Origin of the sequence: Oerskovia sp. Root22, assembly GCF_001429135.1 — a bacterium.
GTDB lineage: Bacteria > Actinomycetota > Actinomycetes > Actinomycetales > Cellulomonadaceae > Oerskovia > Oerskovia enterophila.
Map to the genome: position 1 here is coordinate 34,936 of NZ_LMIL01000013.1, position 24,166 is coordinate 59,101.

At 72.3% G+C, this 24,166-nt stretch carries 28 protein-coding genes; 9 read left to right on the top strand and 19 right to left on the bottom strand.

Translation table 11 applies throughout. The annotated features are described in order from the left end of the window. Positions 1–576: 576 nt before the first annotated feature. From ASE15_RS18905 to ASE15_RS20995, 11 genes are all read right to left on the bottom strand, one after another. The gene (locus tag ASE15_RS18905) at positions 577–1,041 is read right to left on the bottom strand and encodes a carboxymuconolactone decarboxylase family protein (protein WP_056765096.1); all 465 of its coding nucleotides are present in this window, start codon (positions 1,039–1,041) and stop codon (positions 577–579) included. Between the two features lie 73 nt (positions 1,042–1,114). Beyond that, on the bottom strand, positions 1,115–2,164 hold the full coding sequence (locus ASE15_RS18910) for a zinc-dependent alcohol dehydrogenase family protein (protein WP_200955978.1): 1,050 nt from the start codon (positions 2,162–2,164) through the stop codon (positions 1,115–1,117). A 48-nt stretch (positions 2,165–2,212) separates the two neighbouring features. Continuing rightward, complete coding sequence (locus ASE15_RS18915; RefSeq protein ID WP_056765099.1) at positions 2,213–3,229, bottom strand: aldo/keto reductase; 1,017 nt, start codon at positions 3,227–3,229, stop codon at positions 2,213–2,215. Between the two features lie 42 nt (positions 3,230–3,271). Further along, positions 3,272–4,171, bottom strand: a complete 900-nt coding sequence (locus tag ASE15_RS18920; protein ID WP_056765103.1) for an aldo/keto reductase — start codon at positions 4,169–4,171, stop codon at positions 3,272–3,274. A 643-nt stretch (positions 4,172–4,814) separates the two neighbouring features. Next, positions 4,815–5,048: a hypothetical protein gene (locus tag ASE15_RS18925; protein WP_056654376.1), complete on the bottom strand. Its 234-nt coding sequence runs from the start codon at positions 5,046–5,048 to the stop codon at positions 4,815–4,817. A 163-nt stretch (positions 5,049–5,211) separates the two neighbouring features. Beyond that, positions 5,212–5,715 carry a VanZ family protein gene (locus ASE15_RS18930; RefSeq protein ID WP_056765106.1) on the bottom strand — a complete coding sequence of 168 codons (504 nt, stop codon included), beginning with the start codon at positions 5,713–5,715 and terminating at the stop codon, positions 5,212–5,214. A 60-nt stretch (positions 5,716–5,775) separates the two neighbouring features. Beyond that, positions 5,776–6,444 (bottom strand): bifunctional 2-polyprenyl-6-hydroxyphenol methylase/3-demethylubiquinol 3-O-methyltransferase UbiG, encoded by a 669-nt coding sequence (locus tag ASE15_RS18935; protein WP_056765109.1) that lies wholly within the window; start codon positions 6,442–6,444, stop codon positions 5,776–5,778. A 51-nt stretch (positions 6,445–6,495) separates the two neighbouring features. Further along, the gene (locus ASE15_RS18940) at positions 6,496–7,329 is read right to left on the bottom strand and encodes a CPBP family intramembrane glutamic endopeptidase (RefSeq protein ID WP_157277286.1); all 834 of its coding nucleotides are present in this window, start codon (positions 7,327–7,329) and stop codon (positions 6,496–6,498) included. An 8-nt stretch (positions 7,330–7,337) separates the two neighbouring features. Next, positions 7,338–9,227, bottom strand: coding sequence for an alkyl/aryl-sulfatase (locus tag ASE15_RS18945; RefSeq protein ID WP_056765114.1), 1,890 nt, complete (start codon positions 9,225–9,227; stop codon positions 7,338–7,340). A gap of 84 nt (positions 9,228–9,311) precedes the next feature. Continuing rightward, entirely contained in the window at positions 9,312–9,995 is a 684-nt protein-coding gene (locus tag ASE15_RS18950; protein WP_056654117.1) for a hypothetical protein, read from the bottom strand. Further along, positions 9,992–10,183: a hypothetical protein gene (locus tag ASE15_RS20995; protein WP_157257707.1), complete on the bottom strand. Its 192-nt coding sequence runs from the start codon at positions 10,181–10,183 to the stop codon at positions 9,992–9,994. Before ASE15_RS20995 ends, ASE15_RS18950 begins: the two co-directional genes overlap by 4 nt. 239 nt (positions 10,184–10,422) lie before the next feature. On the opposite strand from ASE15_RS20995, the gene ASE15_RS18955 reads away from it, so the two are divergent. The 4 genes from ASE15_RS18955 (at position 10,423) to ASE15_RS18970 (ending at position 13,114) form a co-directional block, all read left to right on the top strand. Further along, positions 10,423–11,019, top strand: a complete 597-nt coding sequence (locus tag ASE15_RS18955; protein WP_056765117.1) for a dihydrofolate reductase family protein — start codon at positions 10,423–10,425, stop codon at positions 11,017–11,019. 110 nt (positions 11,020–11,129) lie between these two features. Then, positions 11,130–12,116, top strand: a complete 987-nt coding sequence (locus tag ASE15_RS18960) for a helix-turn-helix transcriptional regulator (RefSeq protein WP_082618608.1) — start codon at positions 11,130–11,132, stop codon at positions 12,114–12,116. Further along, the gene (locus ASE15_RS18965; protein ID WP_056765120.1) at positions 12,116–12,517 is read left to right on the top strand and encodes a cupin domain-containing protein; all 402 of its coding nucleotides are present in this window, start codon (positions 12,116–12,118) and stop codon (positions 12,515–12,517) included. The genes ASE15_RS18960 and ASE15_RS18965 overlap by 1 nt, the downstream gene beginning before the upstream one ends. A gap of 108 nt (positions 12,518–12,625) precedes the next feature. Continuing rightward, positions 12,626–13,114: a nitroreductase family deazaflavin-dependent oxidoreductase gene (locus ASE15_RS18970; RefSeq protein WP_056765123.1), complete on the top strand. Its 489-nt coding sequence runs from the start codon at positions 12,626–12,628 to the stop codon at positions 13,112–13,114. 111 nt (positions 13,115–13,225) lie between these two features. On the opposite strand, the gene ASE15_RS18975 is transcribed toward ASE15_RS18970, so the two are convergent. After that, positions 13,226–14,632, bottom strand: coding sequence for a cellulase family glycosylhydrolase (locus ASE15_RS18975; protein ID WP_056765126.1), 1,407 nt, complete (start codon positions 14,630–14,632; stop codon positions 13,226–13,228). A gap of 158 nt (positions 14,633–14,790) precedes the next feature. Beyond that, positions 14,791–15,480, bottom strand: a complete 690-nt coding sequence (locus ASE15_RS18980) for a M23 family metallopeptidase (RefSeq protein WP_056765129.1) — start codon at positions 15,478–15,480, stop codon at positions 14,791–14,793. A 109-nt stretch (positions 15,481–15,589) separates the two neighbouring features. On the opposite strand from ASE15_RS18980, the gene ASE15_RS18985 reads away from it, so the two are divergent. After that, positions 15,590–16,789, top strand: a complete 1,200-nt coding sequence (locus ASE15_RS18985) for an MFS transporter (protein ID WP_235534576.1) — start codon at positions 15,590–15,592, stop codon at positions 16,787–16,789. A gap of 74 nt (positions 16,790–16,863) precedes the next feature. On the opposite strand, the gene ASE15_RS18990 is transcribed toward ASE15_RS18985, so the two are convergent. Next, a complete protein-coding gene (locus tag ASE15_RS18990; RefSeq protein ID WP_056765337.1) occupies positions 16,864–17,706 on the bottom strand; it encodes an alpha/beta fold hydrolase in 843 nt (280 codons plus the stop codon). Positions 17,707–17,803: 97 nt separating this feature from the next. Between ASE15_RS18990 and ASE15_RS18995 the strand changes: the two genes are divergently transcribed. Then, entirely contained in the window at positions 17,804–18,397 is a 594-nt protein-coding gene (locus tag ASE15_RS18995; RefSeq protein ID WP_056765341.1) for a TetR/AcrR family transcriptional regulator, read from the top strand. 6 nt (positions 18,398–18,403) lie between these two features. Here the strand turns inward: ASE15_RS18995 and ASE15_RS19000 are convergent, their stop codons facing one another. Then, positions 18,404–18,841 (bottom strand): hypothetical protein, encoded by a 438-nt coding sequence (locus tag ASE15_RS19000; protein ID WP_056765132.1) that lies wholly within the window; start codon positions 18,839–18,841, stop codon positions 18,404–18,406. A gap of 119 nt (positions 18,842–18,960) precedes the next feature. Beyond that, positions 18,961–19,848: an alpha/beta fold hydrolase gene (locus tag ASE15_RS19005; protein WP_056765135.1), complete on the bottom strand. Its 888-nt coding sequence runs from the start codon at positions 19,846–19,848 to the stop codon at positions 18,961–18,963. Positions 19,849–20,083: 235 nt separating this feature from the next. On the opposite strand from ASE15_RS19005, the gene ASE15_RS19010 reads away from it, so the two are divergent. Then, positions 20,084–21,109, top strand: coding sequence for an alpha/beta hydrolase (locus ASE15_RS19010; RefSeq protein WP_235534580.1), 1,026 nt, complete (start codon positions 20,084–20,086; stop codon positions 21,107–21,109). Positions 21,110–21,115: 6 nt separating this feature from the next. Here ASE15_RS19010 and ASE15_RS19015 read toward each other — a convergent pair whose 3' ends face one another. Together ASE15_RS19015 and ASE15_RS19020 are read right to left on the bottom strand one after the other, a co-directional pair. After that, the gene (locus tag ASE15_RS19015; RefSeq protein ID WP_056765141.1) at positions 21,116–21,769 is read right to left on the bottom strand and encodes a hypothetical protein; all 654 of its coding nucleotides are present in this window, start codon (positions 21,767–21,769) and stop codon (positions 21,116–21,118) included. 90 nt (positions 21,770–21,859) lie between these two features. After that, entirely contained in the window at positions 21,860–22,267 is a 408-nt protein-coding gene (locus tag ASE15_RS19020) for a type II toxin-antitoxin system VapC family toxin (RefSeq protein ID WP_056765144.1), read from the bottom strand. Between the two features lie 124 nt (positions 22,268–22,391). Here ASE15_RS19020 and ASE15_RS19025 point away from each other — a divergent pair, with 124 nt between their 5' ends. After that, positions 22,392–22,835 carry an SMI1/KNR4 family protein gene (locus ASE15_RS19025; RefSeq protein WP_157277287.1) on the top strand — a complete coding sequence of 148 codons (444 nt, stop codon included), beginning with the start codon at positions 22,392–22,394 and terminating at the stop codon, positions 22,833–22,835. Further along, positions 22,832–23,236, top strand: coding sequence for a hypothetical protein (locus ASE15_RS19030; protein WP_056765148.1), 405 nt, complete (start codon positions 22,832–22,834; stop codon positions 23,234–23,236). Before ASE15_RS19025 ends, ASE15_RS19030 begins: the two co-directional genes overlap by 4 nt. Before the next feature lie 56 nt (positions 23,237–23,292). Here the strand turns inward: ASE15_RS19030 and ASE15_RS19035 are convergent, their stop codons facing one another. Further along, positions 23,293–24,075 carry an SMI1/KNR4 family protein gene (locus ASE15_RS19035; RefSeq protein WP_056654150.1) on the bottom strand — a complete coding sequence of 261 codons (783 nt, stop codon included), beginning with the start codon at positions 24,073–24,075 and terminating at the stop codon, positions 23,293–23,295. Between the last annotated feature and the right edge of the window lie 91 nt (positions 24,076–24,166).

A 24,166-nucleotide genomic window follows, 5' to 3' on the forward strand; every position in this document is an offset into this window, starting at 1 on the left:
CCGGTTCTCGAAGATGATGCTCGTGTCCGCAGGCATCCTTCATGCCCGGCCGTTGCATACAGAGACGGTCGATGCGTCGGACGTCGCCCCCCCTATCCAGCGGGTCCTCGACGTCGAGATCGCAGAGGTATCGCGCGCGAGGGGAGGTTGTACTTCGAGCTGGCCAGCGGCGATGTTGGCGCTGGGGATGACGGTCGGTTCGGCGCCCTTGACCCGCATGTGGTGGGCGCCGAAGCGTGAGGCGCCGTTGTGTCTGTCCACGGCGACAGCGCACGGCCAAGCGCCGGTGGCGGAGGTGTCGCGCCTACCGTGCCGCCATGACGTTTGTCGACCTGATCGATGCATCTCGATCACCGCCGGCAAGAAGAGGGGCGAATCGTTCGTGCTCGACGACGAAGGTCTGGTCCGAGACGACGTCGCCCGCCAGCTCATCGCCTTCGTCTCCACGTACCACCGAGAGCACAAGCGGGGCCCGACATGGATGGAGGTCGGCGTGTGCATGGGCTGGTCGAGGCCCGAGACCGTGGGGGCAATCGGGGCCCTTCGAAGGTTTGGGATCCTGTACGCAACGCGTAGCTACCGCTCGCTGCGCGTGCACCCGAGGCTGACGGCGCGCAGACGGCGCATCCGATGATGGGCACGGCCTACGGTGCAGTGCCCGCACCACTGGCCGGGCAGCGGCAGGCTCACGCCGTGCTCGGTCAGGAGGGTGTTCGTCGCGTGCAGGAAGTCGAGCACGCGGCCCATGCCGACGTACGGCACCGCCTGGTAGACGACCTCCTTGACCTCGACCGGCGTGATGCCGACGGTCAGTGCGGCGCCGGCCATCGTGCGGTACTCGTTCACGGCACCGCAGGCGATGAGCGCGGCGAGCTGGACCATGAGCCGGGTGCGCACCGGCAGGGGTGCGTCGCGCTGCACCTCGTCGAACGCGAAGCTGTCGAAGTACTCGACGAGCTCGGGGTCGGTCTGGGCGAGCGTCGAGACGTGGTCGGGGAACAGCTCGTCGTGGTGGGCGCGTGCGGACGGTGTGGGAGCCATGACCACTCCTCGGGTGGGGTCGGGGACACAGAACGGGAAGAGGGTGGGCGCCGGGGCGCCCACCCTCTGGTGGTCAGGGCCGCAGGGCGACCTTGAGGGACTCGCGGGAGTCCATGAGGCGGTAGGCCTCGGCGACGTCCTCGAGCGGCAGGGTGGCGTCGAACACCTTGCCCGGGTTGATCTCCCCGGCAAGGACCTGCGTGATCGCTGCCTCCTGGTAGGCGCGCACCGGAGCGGGGCCGCCGGCGAGGCGTGCGTTCTTGCCGAACAGGGACCCGAAACCGACGGGGGCGTCCTCGTACTGGGGGACGCCGACGCGGGAGATGATCCCGCCGGGGCGTACGACGCCGTAGGCCTGCTCGTAGGCGGGCATGTGGCCCACGGCCTCGAGCACGGCGTGCGAGCCTTCGCCTCCGGTGAGGTCCATGACCTTGCTGATGCCCTCGGCGCCACGCTCAGCGACGACGTCGGTCGCGCCGAACTCACGCCCCAGGTCGGTGCGCGCGGCGTGCCGGCCCATGAGGATGATCCGCTCCGCGCCGAGCTGCTTGGCGGCGAGCACGGCGGAGAGCCCCACGGCGCCGTCACCGATCACGGTGACGATCTGGCCGGGCTGCACCTGTGCCATGTGCGCCGCGTGGTAGCCGGTGAGGTACACGTCGGACAGGGTGAGCAGGGAGTTCAGCAGGCCCTCGTCGGCGGTCGCCGGGTCGACGTCGGGGACGACGACGAGGCTGCCGTCGGCCAGCGGGATGCGGGCGAGCTCGGCCTGCAGGCCACCCGTCTCGGGGGAGCCGTACCATCCGCCGTGCACGCAGGAGGTCTGGAATCCTTCACGGCAGAACACGCAGGTGTTGTCGGAGAACGCGAACGGGGCGATGACGAAGTCGCCCTTCTTGACGTTCGTCACGGCGCTGCCGGTCTCCTCGACGACGCCGATGAGCTCGTGGCCCATCGGGTTGCCCTGGGTAGAGCCGGGCATGGAGTGGTAGGGGTGCAGGTCCGACCCGCAGACGCACGCCCGCACGACGCGCACGATGGCGTCGGTGGGCTGCTGGAGGACGGGGTCGGGGACGGTCTCGATGCGGACGTCGCCGGCGCCGTACATGAGTGTTGCTCGCATGAGGTGGTGCCTCTCAGTGGTGCTGGGATGGTTCGGGGAAGAGGTGGTTCAGCGGCGCCGTGCCGCGGGAGTCAGCTCGTGCGCGCCGTAGCTGTTGTCGTCGGGGTTCACCGTGACCCCCGGGGCGACGAGCTCGTCGATCCGGTCGAGGACGTCGGCGCTGAGCGTGACGTCCAGGGCGGGCAGGTACGACTCGAGCTGCTCCATCGTGCGAGGGCCGACGATCGCGGACGTGACACCCGGATGACGGATCGCCCAGGCGATCGACATCTCGATGAGCGACATGCCCGCCTGCTCTGCGAGCAGGGCGAGGTCCTCCACGACGTCGAGCTTGCGCTGGTTGGCCGGGCTGCTCATGTCGAAGCGGGCACCGGGTCGCGCGCTCGACGTCGGGGTGGACGCGGCCCCCTTGCGCCACCGGCCTGACAGCCAGCCGCCGCTCAGGGGGCTGTAGGTCAAGGTCCCCATGCCGTGCCGCTGCACGGCGGGCAGGACGTCCTCCTCGATGCCGCGGACGAGGATCGAGTACGGCGGCTGCTCGGTGACGAAGCGCTCGAGGCGCCGCTCCCGGGACGCCCACTGGGCCTCGACGATCTGCGACCCGGAGTACGAGGACGAGCCGATGTAGCGGACCTTGCCCTGGCGGACCAGGTCGGTCAGGGCGCCGAGGGTCTCGGTCACGTCTGTGCCGGGGTCGGGCCTGTGCACCTGGTACAGGTCGATGTGGTCGGTCTTCAGCCGCCGCAGCGAGCTCTCGACCTCGCGCACGATCCACCGGCGCGACCCGCCCCGGTGATTCGGGTCGTCGTCCATCGGCATGAAGAACTTGGTCGCGAGAAAGACCTCGTCCCGGCGCCCGGTGATCGCGTCGCCGACGATCTCCTCCGAGACGCCGGCGGAGTACACGTCAGCGGTGTCGATGACGTTGATGCCGGCATCGAGCGCGCGGTGGATGATGCGCGTCGCGTCCTGGCGGTCGTCGTTGCCCCATGGGCCGAACATCATGGCACCGAGGGTCAGGGGGCTGACCTGGACGCCGGTGCGTCCGAGCGGGCGGTACTGCATGGTTGGCTCCTTCGTGCGGTGAGGCTCGGCCGGTGCTGGTGCTCAGGCTTCGGGGATCTCGCGGCCGAAGCTCTCGAGCGTGATGTCGGCGGGGTCGGGGCCGCCGCGGACGCCCGTGTCGAGGGCGTCGATCGTGGCCAGCTCGTCGTCCGTGAGCTCGAAGTCGGTCACGGCGAAGTTCTCGGCGATGCGCGAGGGGGTGACGGACTTGGGGATCGCGGAGCGGCCCTGCTGCAGGTGCCAGCGCAGCATCACCTGCGCGGGCGTCCTGCCGTGCGCGGTGGCGATCTGGCCGATCGTCGGGTCCGCGAGGGTGCTGCGACGTTCCTCGCCGTAGCCGGGGTAGAACGTGATGCCGCCGATCGGCGACCACGCCTGGGTGAGGATGTCGTGCTCGGCGTGCAGCTTCTGGAGGTCTTTCTGCTGGAAGTAGGGATGGACCTCGATCTGGTTGACCGCTGGGACCACCGATGTGGCCTCGAGGAGCGAGGTCAGGTGGTCGGGCATGAAGTTGCTGACGCCGATCGCGCGGACCTTGCCGTCGGCGAGCAGCGTCTCCAGTGCTCTGTAGGCCTCGATCGTCAGGTCGAACCGGCTCGGCAGCGCCTGGTGCAGGATCAGCAGGTCGATGGTCTCGATGCCGAGCTTGCCGGCGGACTTGTCGAACGCGTGCAGCGTCGCGTCGTAGCCGTAGTCGCTGATCCAGACCTTCGTCTCGACGAAGACCTCGTCGCGCTCGAGACCGGATCCGGCGATCGCGCGTCCGACCTCGCGCTCGTTGCCGTAGGCGGCGGCGGTGTCGATGTGCCGGTAGCCGGTGCGCAGCGCTTCGGTGACCACGTCGACGGTCTCCTGCGGGGGCGTCTGAAAGACGCCGTACCCCAGGGCAGGCATCTCTGTGCCGTTGTTCAAGGTCAGAGTGGGGATCGGGTTCATCGTCATGCCTTTCACGCTAGGAGGTGCCCGCCGGATGAGGCAGGTTCTGCTGGTACCCCGCTCAGGACGGCCTGGGTGCGCGGGGAGAACGAGGAGGACGGCGGCCAGCAGAGCACCGCCGAGGGGTAGGTTCCCCAGATTCACGCCCGGCGCGGTGCCCGTCGCCTACCTGCCAGTCGATGCTGTCGCCCGTTGTCGAGGGCGCCCTGGCGCATCGTGAACACCAGTCCTGCGACGTCTTCCATCGATGGGTCGTCGCCGCGAACAGGTGTCTTGATCCGATCTACTCCGCAAGGGCAGCGACGGGCGCCGATCTCGCACGTGGGCACGCATCACCCCGCGCGGCAAGCAAGCACTGCTCGTCGAGGTGGAGCTCCTCCGTGGCCTGCTCGCCAGTCTGCCGACCGTGGGGCCTCCAGCGACGGGAGGCGAAGCATCGTGACCAGCCGAGCAGAGGCGGAGGGCGAAAGGGCGACAGGCCTCCGGCCTGTGATGGCGCGTTGCAGCGTCGACCGACGTCGTCGCCCGGTTCGCTCGTTCGACGGAGAACGACGACCTCGTCCCTCGAGACTTCTACGAGTGGATGGCGACCGTACACACCGCTTCTCGCCGGTGTCGTCCTGCCACTGCGGGCCCGCGCCCCGACGGCTCAGCTGTTGAGGCCCAGCCCCTTGCGGCCCTTCGCGAAGTAGGTGATCGGGCCCACCCAGTTCGCGAGCATCGCCACGCCCCATGCGAGCTTCGAGCCCTCGACCTCGTCGTCGGAGCGCTTGGCCAGGTCGCGGTAGCCCGCGACCGTGAGCGAGATCTGCACGATCGAGGCCACCACCATCAGTGCCTTCTTGCCGCTGCTGAACTCGCTCCACGACTTCTTGCGTGCCATGAGCACCCCTCCTGTGTCGGTACGACGGCTTGTGCCCTCGACGCTACGCGCGCTCGACCCGACACGCACGACGCCGGGTACCCGGACCAGGCCGACGCCTGATCAGGAGCGGAACGCCCACACCCAGCGCCCCTCGGACACAACGCGCCTCACGCCACGCGCCTCACCGACGGCCCGTGGTCCCGATCCGTCGCGGCCACCGTCGCGCGGCCCAGATCGCGGCCCAGGCCAGGGCCGCGCCGATCACCGCGCCGATCGAGTTCGTGAGCCAGTCGTTGGTGTCGCACGAGCGCCCGAGGCCGGGGGCCAGCGCCTGCACTGCCTCGATCGCAGCGGAACCGACGACACCCCCGACCAGCGCCACCACGGGGCGGCGGCTCGCGACGGCGGCGAGCAGGACCGGCGGGACGAACAGGATCACGTTGGCCATGAGCTCGACCCGGCCGAACGTCGGCAGGTACCAGGAGACGGCGCACCGCTCGAGGACCTCCCGGCTCGTCGGGACGAGCGTCAGCAGCACGATCGGCAGCAGCGACGCCGCGAACACCACCCACGCGGTGCGCGGCCGCCAGTACAGCCAGCGCCCCGCGACCGGGCCGCCGAGCACGAGCACGGCGAGGACCACGGGGGAGAACCACGGGTGGGCGACGAGAAGGGTGGAGATCACGGGGGACGAACGCTCCGGCTCGGTCGGGCAGAAAGACCCCACCGTAGCCGGGGCGGACGCTCAGCCCCGACGGAACTCCGCCCGCCACGTCCCGGGCCGGCCAGGAGCAGCACCCGGCGCCGCGAGCTCCTCGATCGACACGGCCTCCAGGCCGTCCCGGCCGAACGCCTCGATCTCGGTGCGCGTCAACGGCCAGGGCGGGCCGTCGTCGTCGGGCTGGCGTGTGGCCCCCTGGACGGCGAGCAGGGTCCCGCCCGGCGCGACGAGCGAGCGGACCCCGGCCGTGAGCGCGTCACGGACGCTGCGGTTCACGGCCTGGACGGTGTAGATCTCCACGACCAGGTCGAACGCGCCCGCCCACGCGGGCGGCAGGTCGAGCAGGTTCCCGACGGCGTAGGTCACCGACGATCCAGGGTTCCGGTCGCGGGCGGCCTGGACCGCGGTGGGCGAGACGTCGAAGCCCGTCGTCTGGTAGCCGAGCCGGGCCAGGTGCTCGGCGTCGGCCCCGAGCCCGCAGCCGACGACGACCGCAGTCGCGCTCGCGCCGCCCGGTGCGGGGGCTCCGGTCCACGAGGCCAGCGCCGGGTGCGGATCGACCCGGTCCCACGGCATGGTGATGTCGCCGTGCGTGGCGGAGGACCAGAGCCGCTCGAACCAGCCCGTGGGGTCGGACGGCTCGGCGTTGCCGAGCCGCGCGGTCTCGGACTGCCAGGAACGAGGTGCGGGCATGCCGTCGACCCTAGCCAGGCTCGGGCGAGCCCGCGACGGGCTGGACACAGCTCACGGGCGCGCCCCGACGTCGGGCACGAGCGCCGGGGTGATCGCCTCGCGGGCGGGCCGCGTGCGCTCGCGGACGACGAGCACGACGAGCGTCACCGCAGCCAGGACGTAGACGACCGGGACGAGGAAGTTCGCGCCCATGGCCGCACCGTTGTCGGCCGGGTGGACCCCGACCAGGAAGGACGAGAAGTCCCAGAGCGCGTGGAGGGCCATGGCGGCCAGGATCGTGCCGGTCCCGCGCCGCGCCAGGTAGAGGCCGGTCCCGGTGAGGGCGGCGAAGAAGATCTGGATGACGGCGCCGGGCTCGTTCAGCAGGAGGTTGGTCAGGTGGAACCCGCCGAACCAGAGCGTCGTCCACAGGATCGCCATGCCCTCGGACCGTTCCCCCTGCCGCATCGAGCGCAGGACGACCCCACGGAACAGGGTCTCCTCGGTGAACCCGACGAGCAGGCTCGCCAGCAGGACGGCGAGCACGTGCGCGGGGGCGAACAGGCTCCACTCGAGTCCCAGGAGGTGCAGCACCGAGATGAGGACCATGACGGCCGGCAGCGTCCAGAGGAACCAGCTCGTCGGCAGGCGGCGAGCGTCCCGGAACACGTGGTCCCAGCGCGCCCAGGCGAGGAAGGCGACGAGCCAGACGGCTCCTGCCGCGAGCGGCAGGACCGCGGTGCGCAGCGTGGTGTCCGCTGTGTCGAAGAAGTGCTCGTACCCGACGCCCGAGACCTTCATCAGGCCGACGACGATCACGCAGTAGACGACGAACACGACCGCCGCGACGGGCACCGAGGGTGCGACTCGCCACCGGGGCGACGGGACTGCGACAGGTGAGGACATGGCCCGGGTCACGGGGTGACGATGGCGAAGTCCCGGTCTCCCGGGTCCAGCACGGCGGCGAGGCGACCCAGCACGGTTGCGTCACCGGTCAGCTCGATGCCCGCCTGGGCAAGCGTGTCCGGGGTGACGTTCCCGCTCGCGAGGACCGGTAGCGCACGCTTGGTCCCGGTGAGCGTGGCGTCGGCAGGGCTCTTCTGGACGGCCGTGTTGTAGCTGAGCACCCCGTTGGCGAGGCGCAGACGGTAGCGCTCGTCGACGTCGGTCAGCACGACGTCGATCGACAGGTTCTCGTCCCACGCCGCCGGCCCGTCGACCTGGATCGCGAGGGCGTCGAACAGCATCGTCGGGGAGAGCTGGGCGACCATGTCACCCGACACCGTGACGATGGGCGTCCCGAACGGGCCGTCGCGCAGCTCGGTCGTCCCCGAGAGGTAGACGCTGCGCCAGGTGCCGTTCTCCGCCCCGTACCCGAGCTGCTCGTAGGTGTCGGCGAGCAGCTCGCGTGCCCCGGCGTGGTCGGGCTCGGCGAAGACGACGTGGTTCAGGAGCTCCGCGACCCAGCGGTAGTCGCCCTCGTCGAACGCGGTCTGGGCCTTGGCGACCACGGCGTCCGCACCACCGCCGAGCTCGACATAGCGCTTGCCCGCCTCGACCGGCGGGTGCTCCCACAGGTGCGCGGGGTTCCCGTCGTACCAGCCCATGTACCGCTGGTAGATGGCCTTGACGTTGTGGCTCACGGAGCCGTAGTAGCCATGGGTGCTCCACGCGTTCTCGAGCGCCGGGGGGAGCGTGAGGACCTCGGCGATCTCGATCCCGGTCAGTCCCTGGTTGAGCAGGCGCAAGGTCTGGTCGTGGAGGTACGCGTAGAGGTCGCGCTGGATGTTCAGGTACTCGAGGATGCGTGCGTTGCCCCACGTGGGCCAGTGGTGGGACGCGAAGACGACCTCGAGGTCGTCGCCGAAGAGCTCGATCGACTCGGTGAGGTAGTGCGCCCAGGCATGCGGGTCACGCACGACGGCGCCGCGCAGCGTCAGCAGGTTGTGCAGGTTGTGCGTCGCGTCCTCGGCCGCGCACAGCGCGCGGTGGTCGGGGAAGTAGACGAGCATCTCGGACGGCGCCTCGGTGTCGGGGGCCATCTGGAAGATCATCCGGACGCCGTCGACCGTCTTCTCCTCGCCGGTCGTGGTGATGTCCACGGTCGGGGCGATGAGGGTGATGGTTCCCGTCGACGTCGTCTGTCCGAGCCCGGCCCCGACCTGTCCCTGCGGCCCGCGCGCGAGAGCCGCCCCGTACATGTATCCCGACCTGCGCCCCATGGCCGTGCCCGCGTAGACGTTCTCCGAGACGGCGTGCTCGGTGAACCCCTCGGGAGCGAGGACCGGCACGCGCCCGGCGTCGACGTCCTCCTGGGTCGTGACACCCTTGACACCGCCGAAGTGGTCGACGTGCGAGTGGGTGTAGATGACGCCCGTGACCGGGCGGTCCCCGCGGTGCTCGCGGTACAGCGCGAGCGCCGCGGCGGCCGTCTCCGTCGAGATGAGGGGGTCCAGCACGATCACGCCGGTCTCGCCCTCGATGAAGGTGACGTTGGACAGGTCGAAGCCACGGACCTGGTAGATGCCCTCGACGACCTCGAACAGGCCCTGCGTCGCGACGAGCTGGGACTGGCGCCACAGGCTCGGGTTGACCGTGTCCGGGGCCTCGCCCTGGAGGAAGTCGTAGGTGTCGTTGTCCCAGACGACGCGGCCGTCCTCGGCGGTCACCGCGTTCGGGGTGCGTCGGCCGAGGAGCCCACGACTGGTGTCGTCGAAGTCCTGGGTGTCGTGGAACGGCAGGCTGTCTCGCAAGGCCTGCTGCTGCCGGACGATGGCGGGGGAGGCTGGCTTGGATCGTGACATGTCTCGGAGCCTTGCAGCCGTTCACGGCTCGCGCATCCGGAGCGGCGGACGGGGCGCCGACCGCCGCGGCAGCGCCCCGCGGACTCAGCCGATGGGCCAGGTGACCGGGGTCAGTCCCGCGTCCAGCATCGCGGGCGAGTACCACTGCACGGCGGTGGGGGCGGGGTTGCCCGCGGTGACGAAGAACCAGGTGCAGGTCTCCATGGAGGCGCCGGCCCCGAAGTTCTCGACCTCGTAGGCCGTGCCGCACTCGGCGTTCCCTGCGCTGAAGTTGGAGATGTCGTCCGTGACGTTCTCGTCGCCCGCGAGGAGAGCGAACGAGTTGAAGTTCGGCATGGTGAACACGGGACCGTTGACGTACGAGAGCTTGTACGACAGGTAGTAGAGCGTGGCGCCCTCGACGAGAGCGAGCGACGACTCGTCGAGGTTCAGGTCCTCGACCGAGCCCTCGGTCAGGGAGGTGAGCTCGACCTGGGCGACGGCCGGGTCCTCGTTGCCCTTGCCGTCGTAGACGAGGCTCGTCGCCGGGGTGGTGAACGTGGCCTGCGGTCCCTGGCTCACGGCCGACGCGTCGAACGGGACGGCCTCCGTGCTCCCCACGGCGAGGCCGTGCTCGGACCCTGCGAGCACGCCGCTCGGAGCGGACGGCGTGGGGGTCGGGGAGGCCTCGTCCGCCCCGCCCGAGCAGGCGGACAGCGCGAGGACGAGGGCGATCGGGGCGGCGAGAAGGACCGTGGCGCGCCGGCTCGAGCCCGTGCGGGCCGTCACTGGCGACTCTTGCGTCGGCCGCCGACGATGGTCAGGACGAGCAGGCCCACCCCGACGACCACGGCGAGGATCCCCGTCACGAGGAAGCCCCCCGAGTCGGAGCCGGCCTGCGAGACGAGGATCAGGAGGATCCCGACGATCGTCAGAAGGATCATGTGTCGGGTGTACCGGGCAAGCTGGGTGATCATGGACCGCGCCTCGCGTCTTGGGGGGAGGTGAACTGCGAGACTGTAGCACCGGGGGCATTGCCCGCGGTAGCGACTGGACGCCATGACTGTTGCTGTCGGAAGAGCATCGGCACGCACCTCCTGCTGGTCGAGATGTCCGGTTCTCGGTCCGGCCTCCGCGCTGTCCGCGGGACCGATGAGTTCTCGGTCCCGCGCCCGTCTACCGTGCGACACCAGTCCCACCGCAGGAGGATCGCACCATGGCCCCGAGCTCACGCACCGTCGTCGGCAACGTCTCCGTCTCGCTCGACGGCCGCATCAACGGCCCGGGCGGCGAGAACGACATGGGATGGGTGGCCCCGCACGCCGTGAGCGACGCGGCGTTCGGCCTCCTGGAGGACCTGATGCGGACCAGCACCACGGTCCTGCTCGGCCGCAAGAACTACGAGGGGTTCCGCTCCTACTGGCCCGCGGTCGCGGGCGACGAGTCCGCGGACCCGCGCAGCCGGGAGTTCTCGCGCTGGCTGGACGACGTCGAGAAGGTCGTCTTCTCGCGCACGCTCACCGAGGCCGAGTGGTCGGGGACGCGCGTGACCGCGCAGAGCCCGCCCGACGTCGTCGCGCACCTTCAGGAGCAGGCCGGCGGTGACGTGTGGGTCATGTCGAGCGCGTCGATCCTGCGGCAGCTCGTCGCCGCAGGACGGCTCGACCGCCTGAGCCTCATGCTGTGCCCCGAGATCTCGGGCGGGGGAGAGCGGCTGTTCGACGACGGCCTGCCCGCGTCGAGCTGGCGCCTGGCGGCTTCCGAGCCGACGGAGACGGGCGCGCTGCGCCTGACGTACGACGTGCACCGGTGAGCCGGGCGCGTCGCTGAGCCAGCGGGTGGGCCCGGCTCACGAGGGCCCGGGCAGTCCCGGGTACCACCAGTACCTCCCCCGCACCGGCCTCTGGTCGTACCGTCGTAGGCATGGACCTGAAGGCGGAGACCCGCGACTTCCTCACGACGCGCCGCGCCCGGATCACCCCGGACCGCGCCGGTCTGCCCGCGTTCGGCACCAACCGTCGGGTCCCTGGCCTGCGTCGCGAGGAGGTCGCGATGCTCGCCGGGGTGAGCGTCGACTACTACACGCGGCTCGAGCGCGGGAGCCTCGGCGGGGTGTCCGAGGAGGTGCTCGAGGCCCTGGCCCAGGCGCTGCAGCTCGACGAGGCCGAGCACCGCCACCTGTTCGACCTGGCGCGGGCGGCCAACGCGTCGGGCGCCGCGCGGTCGCGCGCCCGTCGGACTCCGGCGCCGGTCCTGCGGCCCGCCGTCCAGCGGATCCTCGACGCGATGGACGGCGCGCCCGCGTTCGTGCGCAACGGTCGGCTCGACGTGCTGGGCACGAACACCCTGGGCCGGGCGCTCTACGCGCCGATCTACGACTCGCCCGAGCGGATCGCGAACAAGCCCGTCAACACGGCCCGGTTCCAGTTCCTCGACCCGGACGCCGCACGCGAGTTCTGGGGCGACCGGTACGACCGGATCGCGCACGACGCGGTCGCGATCCTGCGGGCCGAGGCCGGGAAGAACCCGTTCGACTCGGCGCTCACCGCGCTGGTCGGGGAGCTGTCGACCCGCAGCGAGGACTTCCGTCGGCTCTGGGCGTCGCACGACGTGCGGCTCCACCGGACGGGGACCAAGGTCTTCCACCACCCGGCGGTGGGCAGGCTCGAGCTCGACTACGAGGCGTTGGAGCTGCCCGCGGACGCCGGCCTGCAGCTCAACGTCTACACCGCGGTACCCGGGTCGTCGTCCGACGACGGGCTCAAGCTCCTCGCCTCGTGGGCCGCCACGCGCGCCACGGAGGCCGACGGCGCGGCCGCCGAGGGCCACGGGGTGCAGGCCGGTGCTCCCGCCGGGAGCCCCGGGCCGACAGGACGCCCGACCACCACCCCCACCGAGAAGGACCTCTGATGCAGAAGCTGACCAAGCCCGCGACCACCAAGAACCCGCCCGAGCAGTTCACGGGCGACGTGTGGCTCGACCCGATCGCCCTGCCGCAGGACCCCTCGCAGCGCATGGTCGTCGCGCTCGTGCGCTTCGCGCCGGGGGCACGGACCGCCTGGCACTCGCACGCCAAGGGGCAGACGCTGCACGTGGTGTCGGGCGTGGCGCTCGTCCAGTCCCGCGGGGAGTCCGTGGTCGAGGTGCGTCCCGGCGAGACGGTCTACTGCCCGCCGGGCGAGGAGCACTGGCACGGCGCGACCGCGGACGACTTCATGGAGCACCTCGCGATGCTCGAGAACGCCGAGGACGCGGCGACCACCACGACGTGGCTCGAGCACGTGACCGATGAGGAGTACGCGGCGCGCTGACGGGCCCGATGCCTGGCGCCCGTCGATCCCGCCCCTCGCCTCGCACCCGGCCGCTCGATCGGCCACCCCGGACGAGCACACCGGAGCCGTCCCCGCCATCATGGGGGCATGACCTCCCTGCTGCAGGTCGTCCGGTCGCTCGTCGCCCCGCTCACGCGCACGCGGGCGTTCCGCAGGATCGGGCCGGTCGTGCTGCCGCCGGCCGAACGCTTCCTCGCGCGCGTCTCGCGAGGTCGCGTGCAGCTCAGCGCGCTCCTCGTGCCCTCGCTCGTCCTGCACACGACAGGCGCGAGGTCGGGCGAGCCGCGCAGCACCTACCTCATGTACACGCCCGACGGCCATGGCCGGGCGATCGTGGCCGGGACGTCGTTCGCGCGGGACCGGCACCCGGCCTGGACGTACAACCTGCTGGCGCACCCCGACGCCGCGATCACGGTGCGCGGCCGGGACATGAGGGTGCGGGCGTCGCTCGTCGAGGACGACGGCGAGCGAGAGGCCGCGTGGGACCTCATCCAGGCGCAGTGGCCGGGGTACCGCGCGTACGAGCGCGAGTCGGGCCGGGTGGTCCGCCTGTTCAGGCTCCAGCCGCTGGCGTGAACCTCGGTCGCTCCCGGCCGCGCCGAACACGCGACCCAGGCTGCGCCGTCGGGCATGCAGCCCCGGCGCGTCCCGCCGGGCGCTCCCCGCGAGGAGCGCCCGGCAGTCCCGTCAGGACCCCGCGCAGGTCACGCCCGTGCCCGACGGCGCGGCACCCGTCCCGATGAACCCGAACGTCGCCGCCCCGCCCGCCGCGAGCGTTCCGTTCCAGGCCGCGGGGGTCACGACGACGCCGTCGGGCGTGGACGTGCGGACCCCGCCCCAGAGCTGGGTGACCGAGGCTCCCGCCGGGAGCGGGACGCCGACCGACCAGCCGTCGACCGGCGCGGACCCCGCCGTGACCGTGACCTCGCCCTGCCATCCGCCGGGCCACGAACCCACGATGCGCAGCGCCGCGGTGCAGTCCTCGGGCCCTTCGGTCGGCTGCTCGGTGGGCTCCTCGGTCGGTTCCTCGGTGGGCTCGACCGTGCCGCCGAACCACGACGCCTCGACCGCGGTGTCCCGCAGGCCGTCGGGCCCGTCGACGATGCGCGTGCCCCACGCGCTCGGGTTCGCCGGGTCGAAGCCCAGGACCATGTCGAGGTACGGGTCGGTGTTGCCGCTCCACGACCAGGCGAGCCACCCGAGGTCGAGGCGCTCGGCCTCGGCCAGCACGACGTCCTCGTCGACGTCCGACGACGTCTGCCGCCAGCCGAACTCCCCGACGATCAGAGGCAGGCCTGCGTCCACGAAGTGCTCGAGGTACTGCGTGACGGTCGAGGCCTGCGCGTACACGCCGTACATGTGGATCGAGAAGATCGTGTTGGCGTCGGGGTCGGCCGCGAAGACCTCGTCGGCCTCGGCCCGCATGATGTTCGTCCAGTCCTGCCCCCAGTTCGGGGCGTCGACGACGATCGCGTGCTCGTACCCGATGTCTCGCAGGCGCTCGATCGCCGCGGACGTCTCCGCACCCCAGCGCGTGTTGGTCGCGGCGTCGTTGCCGAACGGCTCGTTGCCGATGTTGACCATGACGAAGTCCTCGGTCCCCGCGAGCGTGGGATACAGGTCCTCCCAGTAGTCGACGGCCTGGTCCAGCGTGCCCGCCGCGGGCGCGTACTGGTCGCCGTAGCCCGTGGTGTCGTGGACCTCGAGGACGCACACGAGCCGGTTCTCCTCGCAGAGGTCGACGATGTGCGCGACGTCCTCGGGGGTGTTCCGCGTCCACTGGTCGCCGCTCGAGAGCACGACGCGCACCGAGTTCGCGCCCGCGTCCTTGATGGCCTCGATCGACGAGGTCTGGCCCGTGAACCAGGTGTGCGCGTGGTTGACGCCGCGCAGCACCAGGTCGGTGCCGTCGCCCTCGACGATCCGGCCGTCGGCGACATGGATGCCCGGGGTCTCGGCGGCGTGGGCCGTGCGCGCGGCGGCTCCGACGCCCACGGCCGCGAGGGTCGCGAGCAGCGCGGCCGTCGTGAGGCCCGCGACGACGGGGGCGAGGCGCCCGGGGGCGGCGTCGGGTGGGAGGGGGGTGCGGCTCATCGGACGTCCTCGTCTCTGGCGGCGTCGTCCGCACGGTCGTGCGGACCCGGCCCATGGTGAGGAGCACGGGGCGTCGGTGGCCAGGGGGTGAAGCGTTTAGCCCCGCTGCGCTCGTGCCCCGGGTGAGCCGGTGCCGGGACGTGAAGGTCGTGCGCCCGTCACGTCCCGGCGAGGGGCAAGGGTTCGACGACGGAGCGTTCGCCGGGCAGTCCTGTCGCCCGGTCGAGGGGCTCGCCCCGGCCGCGGAGCCACTCGCGGAAGTCGCGGAACGCGACCGGGACCCCCTGGGCGACCGTGAGGTCCAGGCTGTCGGCGACCTGCACGTGGACGTGCGGCTGGGTCGAGTTCCCGGAGTTGCCGCACTCGGCGAGCTGCTGCCCCACGTGCACCTCGTCGCCGACCCCGACCTGCACGGTCCCGCGCCGCAGGTGCACGAGCGACACGTACGCCCGGGCACCCGGGAGCGCGATCGTCACGTGGTTCCCCGCCACGGCGTGCACGCCCTCGCGCAGCCTCCCCGCGGCCCCGAGCGCGTAGGGCACGAGGGCCGGCTGGGAGCGACGGGCCGCGTGGTCGTCCTCGCCGTCGTGCACGTGGGCCACGACACCGCCTGCAGGCGCGAGGATCGGGCGCCCGAACGCGACGAAGCGCTCGGGCGGCTCGGTCGCGAGGAGCGTGCGCCAGTCGCGCACCGCGGCCGTGCGGTGCCGCTCGTCGACGCCCACGAAGTCGATCGCGTAGCGCTCGCCCAGGATGTCGACCCCGTGGCTCGGGACGCGCCGGGCGGGGCTGTTCTGCACGAGCCAGCGGTCGCGGAAGGGCAGGTCGAGCGTCACGGTCTCGACCATCCGTGCCTCCCGTCCCCTCGGGTCCTGCTCCTCACCCTAGGTGCGGCCCCGCGTGCCCGTCCCTGCGGCGCGTCGTGAGGAGGGCGACGCGCCGTGCCAAGATGCCTGGGTGACCGATCCTGCGCCGAACGCCTCACCGGGCTGGCGTCCGGGGACCGTGCGGGACGCCGCCGGGGGGATCCTTGCGCTCATGCTCGCGACCTTCCTCGCCGTGACGACCGAGCTGCTCCCGGTGGGCCTGCTGCCGCTCATGAGCGACGAGCTGGACGTCACGGAGTCGACCGCGGGGCTGCTCGTGACGGTCTACGCCTTCATGGTCGCCGCGCTCGCGGTGCCGCTGACGCTCGCGACCGTGCGCCTCCCGCGCAAGGGCCTGCTGCTCGGGACGCTCGTCGCGTACACCGTGAGCAACGCCCTGGTCGCGGTGGCGCCGACGTTCGCCGTCGTCGCGGCCGGGCGGGCCGTGGGCGGGATCGCGCACGCACTGTTCTTCTCGGTGAGCATCGGGTACGGCGCGCGGCTCGTGCAGCCGCTGTTCACGGGCCGCGCGCTCGCGCTCGTGACCGCAGGGGCGTCGGCGGGCTTCGTCTTCGGCGTGCCTCTGTCGACCTCGTTGGGTGCAGCCGTGGGCTGGCGGACCGCGTTCGCGGTGCTCGCCGGGGTCTGCGCGCTCACCACGGTGCTGGTCGCGCTGCTCCTGCCGGCTGTCGCGGGCGGAGGGGGCGCGCGGCGAGACGATCACGGGCAGGCTGCCCGACGTTCGCGCCTGGCCGTGGTCTCGACCGCGAACGCGCTCGTCTACCTGGGCCAGTTCTCGGTGTACACCTACGTGTCGGTCCTGCTCCTGGCTGCCGGGCTCTCGGTCGCGGGTGTGGGACCGGTGCTGCTCGGGCTCGGGGCGCTGGGCCTGGTCGGGACCTGGTACGCGGGGGTCTCGCTCGACCGCCGGCCGCGCCGGACGGTCCTCGTGGTCCTGGTGACGCTGACGCTGGGCCTGTGCGCGCTGGGCCTGGCGTTCCCCGCGCTCGCCCCCGTGCTCGTGGCCGCCGTGGTGTGGGGCGCGGGGTTCGGCGGCGTGGCGTCGATCTTCCAGACGGCTGCGATCCGTACGCGCGGGGCGTCGCCCGACGTCGTGGGGGCGCTCGTGAACTCGACCGCGAACATCGGGATCGGCGGGGGAGCGGCCCTGGGCGGTGCCGTGCTCGCGGGGTACGGGGTCGGCTGGCTGCCCTTCGTGGGGGCGGTCCTCGTGCTCGTGGGGCTCGTCGTCGTGGTGGTCGCGCGCAAGGCGTTCCCTTCGACCGTGTAGCCCCGCGGTCGCCCACCCCGCACGCCGACGCGGCGCACCGGACCAGGGGCCCGGTGCGCCGCGCGGGGCGTGCGCTACTTCTGGACGAACGCGAGCAGTGCCCGGTTGACGTCCTCGGCGTGGGTCCACAGGAGCCCGTGCGGTGCGCCGTCGACCTCGACGTAGTCGGCCTCGGGGAAGGCCGCGTGGAACGGGCGGCCCGTCGAGTCGATGGGCAGGATCCGGTCGGCCGTGCCGTGCAGGATGAGCGCGGGCTTGCCGCTCGCCCGGACGGCCGCGACGTCGTCGCGGAAGTCCTCGATCCAGGTGGGCACGACGGCGTAGGCGGCGACGGGGGCCGAGCCGGTCGCGGTGTTCCAGCTCGCGGTGACGACCTCCTGGGAGATGCGCTCGCCGAGGTTCTCGTCGAGGTTGTAGAAGTCGTTGTAGAACTGCGTGAACCAGGCGAAGCGGTCTGCGCGGGCCGTCTCGGCGATCCCGTCGAACACCTCCTGCGGGACGCCCGTGGGGTTGTCGTCGCGCTGGACGAGGAAGGGCTCGAGCGAGGCGAGGAACGCGAGCTTGGCGACGCGGTCGTGGCCGTGGTTCGTGACGTAGCGGGCGAGCTCGCCCGTGCCCATGGAGAAACCGACGAGGATCACGTCGCGGAGGTCGAGGGTCTCGAGGACGGCGTCGAGATCGGCCGCGAACGTGTCGTAGTCGTACCCGGTCCCGACCTTGCTGGACTGACCGAACCCGCGGCGGTCATAGGTGACGACGCGGTACCCGGCGTCGAGCAGGACGCGGGACTGGCGCTCCCAGCTGTTCCCGTCGAGCGGGTAGCCGTGGACGAGGACGACGGCCTGCCCCGTCCCGTGGTCCTCGTAGTAGAGCTCGACGGGTGTGCTGTTCTCGGTGCCGGAGGTGATCGTGCCCATGATGCGTCCCTTCACGATGGAGCGTGAGAACGATCGTTCTCGCCGCTGGTCCTGACTCTAGAGAACGATCGTTCTCGGTGCAAGTAGGATGATGGACATGACTGCAGAGGAAGCACGGGAGAAGATCGTCGACGCAGCCGACCGCCTCTACTACGCCAAGGGCTACGCGGCCGTCGGCATGGACGAGCTGCGCCGCGAGTCGGGCGTGTCCCTGCGGCGCCTGTACGCCACGTTCCCCTCGAAGGACGACATCGTCCTGGCCGTGCTCGCGCGCAAGCACGAGCAGTGGGAGCGGGGGATCACCGAGCGCGTCGAGGGCGAGCCGGACCCGCGCGCCCGGCTCCTCGCGATCTACGACTACCTCGCCGACTGGTTCTGCGCCGACGACTTCCGCGGCTGTGCCTTCATCAACGCGTTCGGCGAGCTCGGGACCACTCACCCCGCGGTCGCCGACGCGGTCCGGACGCACAAGGCCTCGTTCGAGAGGTTCGTCGCACGACTGGTCGACGGCGCCGGTGCCCCTCCGGCGCTCGCAGGTCAGCTCGTCATTCTGGCCGAGGGGGCGCAGACGACCGCCGCGATCTCGGGGGACCCTGCCGTGGCGGCGCGCGCTCGCGCCGCGGCGGAGACGCTCGTCGACGCCGCGCTGGGCATGCCCGCGGTGTCGGGGGATGCTGCGTCGCACCGGTAGGTCTCCTCAGTCCCGCGACGTGCGCAGAGCCTTGAACGCGCCCGTCGACCAGAGCGCCCACGCGACGAGCACGGGCTGGAAGAACAGGCGACCGAACCGCTTGGCGTCGGTGTCGAGCCCGAACCCGTCCTTGTGCTCGAGCCACTGCCCGATGTTCCCGGGGAAGATCACGACGAAGAACGCCGCCGCGACGAGCCCGACCGCGACCCGTCGGCGCGACAGCACGACGAGCGACGAACCGAGCGCGATCTCGACGGCCCCCGACGCGAGGACCGTCACGTCCTCGTTCACGGGGAACCAGTCGGGGACCTGGGCCTGGAACTCCTCGCGCGAGAACGTCAGGTGCCCGATCCCGGCGAAGACCAGGCTCAGCCCGAGCGCGATGCGCCCGATGCGTCGAGCCAGGGTGTCGGGCGGCGGGTCGGCGGTCAGCAGGTTCGTCATGCCGCCATGGTCCTCGCGGTCGCCGCTGCTGGCATCTGGGGGGGGCAGAGTGCCCGACGGCGGCACTTACCCGGGCGGCGGGCTCACCTCGCGGGAGCCCGCTGCCCTCCGCGAGGTGCTCAGCGCGGCCCGTCGCCGTCGAGCACGGTCCGCAGCGCCGCGGCGAAGCCCGCGGGGTCGCCCGGCATCCCGTACTCGTCACCCAGGAAGCCGCCGTGCCCGCTCGGGAACGCGACCGCCTCGGAGCCGAGGCTCTTGGCGATGGCCCGCGCCGCGCGCGCAGCCATCTGCTGGCCGGACTCGTCGCCCGCCGCGAGGACCACGCGGGTCGAGGCCGAGGTGAGCGCGTCGTAGGCGGGCTCGTAGTGGGTGCAGGAGATGAGGTTCTGACCCAGCAGCGGGTCGTCGCGCGACCCGTCGTCCCCGGCGGGGAAGCCGAACGCGGCCGGGTCCGGCGCGGGGAGCTCGGCGACGTCGTCGGGGAACGGCCCCTCCCAGCTCGTCAGGGTGATGAACCGCGCCATGCCGGCCCCGAACCCCTTGGTCCGGTAGGTCTCCGAGACGGCCTGGACCGCCGCGAGCGCGGCGTCGCGGTCGGGCAGCGCGGGGCCCGACGGCGGCTCGTGGGCCACGAGGGTCCGCACCTGCTCGGGGTGCTCGGCCACGAGGGCGAGCGCGTTGATGGCACCGCCGCTGCTCGCCATGATGTCGACGGGCCCGACGCCCAGGGCGTCGATCACGCGGTGGAGGTCGTCGGCGTGGTCCTCGGGGCGGACGGGCGACCCGGGGTCGGGCCGGACGCTGCGCGAGACCCCGCGAGGGTCGTAGGTGACGACCGGTCGGTCGGTGAAGTGCGAGGCGAGCGTGCCGAACCCGTCGGCGCCCATGGGCGAGCCGATGAGCAGCAGCGCGGGCACCTCGGGAGTGGCGGCGCTCAGGTCGCCGCGGACGTCGTAGGTCACGGTCGCACCCGGTGCCTCGAGCGTGCGGGTCTCGATGTCGGTCATGGCGGAGCCTCTCGGTCGGTCGAGCGGCCCGGTCTGCTCGCGGCCCGTCTCGTGGTGTCGTCGGGGTAGACCCTGGGCGTCCCCGAAACTCATCGCGCGCGCCCGGACCAGTGTGTCCAGAGGAGGCGTCGTCCCGCGCGCGCACCGCACGCTGCCGACCTCGTCGCTGGTCCGCGGCTGCTAGCGTGACGGACGCCCAGCCCCTGTGGGCGTCGTCGAGAAGTACGGAGCACCGGTGAACACGTCGGCATCGGGTACCGAGGCAGATCTGCCCGTCCCGCCCAGGGAATCTCCTGCCGCGACCCTTGGGCGGTTGCTGCTCGTCGTCCTGGGGGTCGCGCTGGTCGCAGCGCCCGTCTGGGTCGTCGCGACGACCGGCGACACCGTGCGCCACCAGCACTGGGCGCTCGCTGCGGTCCTCGGAGCGAGCGTGGTCGCGGGCCTGCTCGTCCTCGCGGTGGCCCTCCTGGGTGCCCGCCGACGTGATCGTGGTCCTTCGCCACGGCGACCGCGGGCCCGCCGGATCCTGCGTGGGGTCGCGGTGGGTGTCGCCGTCGCCGTCCTGGTCGTCCTGGCGGCGGCCGTCGTGTGGCTCCGGCCCTTCCCCGCGACGGCGCCAGCGCTCGCAGCTCTCGAGAGCGACGGCTCGGTCGAGGTCCGTGACGAGGCGGGCTGGATAGCGTTCGTCCCGCGGGACGGTGCGGCGACGACCGGCCTGGTCTACTCGCCCGGCGCCCGGGTGGACGTGCGTGCGACCGCCGCCGTGCTGCGCCCGCTCGCCGAGGCCGGGTACCTGGTCGTGGCGCTCAAGGAACCGCTGGGCATCGCCTTCACGTCACCGAACCAGTCGGCGTCGGCGATGGCAGCGTTCGACGAGGTCGACACCTGGGCGGTGGGCGGTCACTCGTTGGGCGGCGTCGTCGCGGCGTCGTTCGCCGCCGCGCACGACGACGAGGTCACCGGCCTGCTCCTGCACGCCTCGTACCCGTCGGGCGACATGAGCACGGCCGACGTCGAGGTGACCTCGGTGTGGGGATCGCGCGACGGCCTGACGACGCCCGACAAGATCGAGGCGTCCCGCGCCGACCTGCCCGCCACCACCGAGTTCGTCGAGGTCCCAGGGGGCGTCCACGCCTTCTTCGCCGACTACGGCGAGCAACCGGGAGACGGTCAGCCGGCCACGAGCCGCGCCGACGCGCAGGCGCAGATCGTCGAGGCGAGCATCGGCGCGCTCGACCGCCTGGGGGCACCGAGCCCCTGAGGCTCGTCAGCGAACGGGTCGCTCGGCGCAGCCCATCCAGGACTGCAAGGTCTCGGCGGCTCTCTCCTCGCTCTCGTCGGTGCCCCACCAGCAGGGGAAGGGCGACGCGACCCGGTCGAGGTCCTCCCACCAGTCCTCGACACAGCTGTCGCGGCGCTCGCGGACGACGCTGCTCCTCGCGGCCTCCTCGTCCCAGGTCGCGAGCCAGGGATCGACGAGCAGGCTCGCGATCGCGCAGCTCATGAAGACTTCGGCGACCCGCTCGAACGACGCGCCCGATCTCAGGGTGTGCGTCCACCAGGCATTGAGGAAGGCCTCGACGGCCTCGCTCTCGTCAGCGGGCCAGGTGGACCACCGGGCTGCGGCCAGGCCTCTGGCGCACCACCGGGCGTCGAGGTCGACGCCGTCGACGAGCAGGACGACCAGCTGGGGGAGGACGCGGCGGACGATTGCCGGCTGGTCGGCCCAGTGGAGTGGGTCCTTCGCGGCGACCCGCAGCACCAGGTCGTCCGGCAGCGGTGCGTCCGGCGTGCAGAGCAGCGCGCTCTCCTCGTCGCTGAAACAACGACCGCATCCGCGGTCGACGGGGTGGGCGGCCACGCCGGAGAACAGGGTCGAGATCGTGGTGGCGGCTGCAGCGACATCGGTGTCCGGGAGCATGGCTCTCCTTCACGACTCCAGCGGGCCCGGCTCGCCGAAGAGAGCGACACTACCTGGCCTTTTCGACTACCCCGCCGGACGACGCGCCGCTCACGTCCCCGCGTCGAGCAGCGCCTCGTACGGCGCCGTCTCGACCACGCCCACGACGGCACGAGCCAGGTCGGCATCCGTGGTCACGAGCGCGACGCCCCGGAGCCGGGCGAGGGCCACGTACTCGGCGGCGTACGTCGAGGCCAGGCCCAGCTCGTCGGCGACCTTCCACGACGTGCGGCGCAGCACGGCGTCCCCGAACAACCTGACCGGGAGGCGGCCGACGCGCGCCAGGTGCTCGCGCCCGACCTCGGCCGGGAGGTCGCCCCGGTGCACGGCCTCGTGCAGCACTGACAGGGTCTGCGACCGCAGGAGGGCAGGGGCGAGCAGCCCGTGGGCCTCCGGGACCTGGGCGTCCTCCGCGACGAGTCGCAGGGCGGTGCCGGCGTCGACGACGAACCTGGTCATGGTGCACCTCGCGGGTCAGGGGCGGGACGGGTCGCACCCATCGTCACGCTCACCGGTGACGCACGCACCCGCGTGCGCGGCGCCGTCGGGCCGCGTGTCCCACCCCGCGGCTACGGTGGCCGGCATGGCACTCCCACCCGACCTCCTGGCCCGGCTCGACGCGGCCGTCGCCCTCTACGGTGCGGGCGAGCCGGCGACGCGCGCCCAGCTCGAGGAGGCCGTGCGCGGCCTCGGGGTAGCTCTCGACCCGGGCTACGTCGAGCTCGTCGGGCGGCACGGCGGCTGCTTCGTGGGTGTCCCCGTCCACGGGCTGCGCAACGCTCCACTGCTCGAGGACACCGACGTCGCGACCCTGACGCGCACCTTCCGCACGGACGGCTGGGACGTCGCGGAGGAAGGCCTCGTGATCGGGTTCGACGGGTCGGGAAACCCGCTCGTCGTCACGAACGACGGACCAGTCGCGACGTCCGACCACGACACGGGGGAGCGGTACGTCCTCGCGGAGACCTTCGCGGACCTGCTCGACCAGAACGTTCCCGACCTCGCACCGCCGGAGGGCGAGAGATGATCCTCACGCAGCGCAACGTGCTGGGCGGCCCCGAGCGAGACCTCGCCGCGGCGATCGTCCTGCGCCGGGCGCTCCAGGCGGAGTGTGCTGCGGTCGAGGTCCCCGGGCTCGACGAGCTCGACGTGATGCTCGCGCTCGGCGGCTCGATCACCTCCTCGGCAGGCCAGGCGGGGGTGCGGAACGTGCGCTTCTCGCGGGCCCGGCGACGGATCACGGCGACCGTCACCGTCCCTGCGGCCGAGCTCGACGCGGCCAGCCCGGAGATCGACGCGCTGCTGCCCTACCTCGCCGAGCTGGCCGCGACCGTGGCGTCACGGTGCGTGCCCGCCGAACCGGACGCGGTGCGCGAGGCGCTCGCGGGCGCGTTCGAGCGAGCGGTGGGGGCCGCGACGAGTCGCTAGGGCAGCGACCGGTCGTCTCAGGCCCGACGGCGACCGACCTGTCCCGCGCGGCGCCCTCAGGCGGCGGGGTCGCCCCCGAGGAGGCAGAGCAGGTCGGTCGTGACGAGCTCGCCCTCGGCCTCGATGCGCGACCCGCCCTCGCCGGAGCGTGACCTCGCGAACGCCGAGAGGTCGAGGCGGTGGACGCTCGTCCGGTCGCGGCCGTGACGCCGCATGAACAGACCCGCCCCCTCACCGTCCTCACCGACCAGGACCCAGTGCGGGGCGAGGTCGGCAATGTCGTGGGCCTCGTTGGCCTCGGCGAAGCGGTGCGGGCCGTGGACCGTGAAGCCGTCGGGGCGCCGCACGCCCGGCGTCGAGCGCCACGTCTCGGCGATCGTGGGGTTCGGTCCGTCACCCAGGCCGCGCAGGAGTGCGACCTGCACGGACACGAACCCGGCGAACGTCTCGGCGACGACCTCCCCGGACCCGTCGATGCCGTCGACGCGGAGGACCGCGCGCTCACCGCTGCCCTCGGTCCGGTCGGGCGCGAAGAAGAAGGTCTCGGCTCCGTCGGGGTTGCTCGCGAAGCACAACCTGTCCCCGGTGAGGCGCCACTCGGCGGTGAGCGCGTCGTCGGCCTCCGCGACGTGCTCCGGGTCCACGAGCGACGCGACGTCCACGTGACCGACGCGACTCGTGCGGGCCTCCGTGAGCCACCAGCGGTACGACGCCGGGAGCCGTCCGACCCGGGCCTCGGCCGCCCGTACCCAGCTCTCAGAGGCCCCGTCCCCCGGCCACCGCCGGATCTCCGGTGTCGACTCGACGAGGTCGCGCAGCATGGCGAGGTCGGGCGTCATGGAGGCAGAGCCTGCCAGCCTTCGTGCCTGCGGGCGCGCGTCGACACGTGCCCGCCCGGGCGTCGGTGCGGCGGGCTCCGCGCGCAGGGGT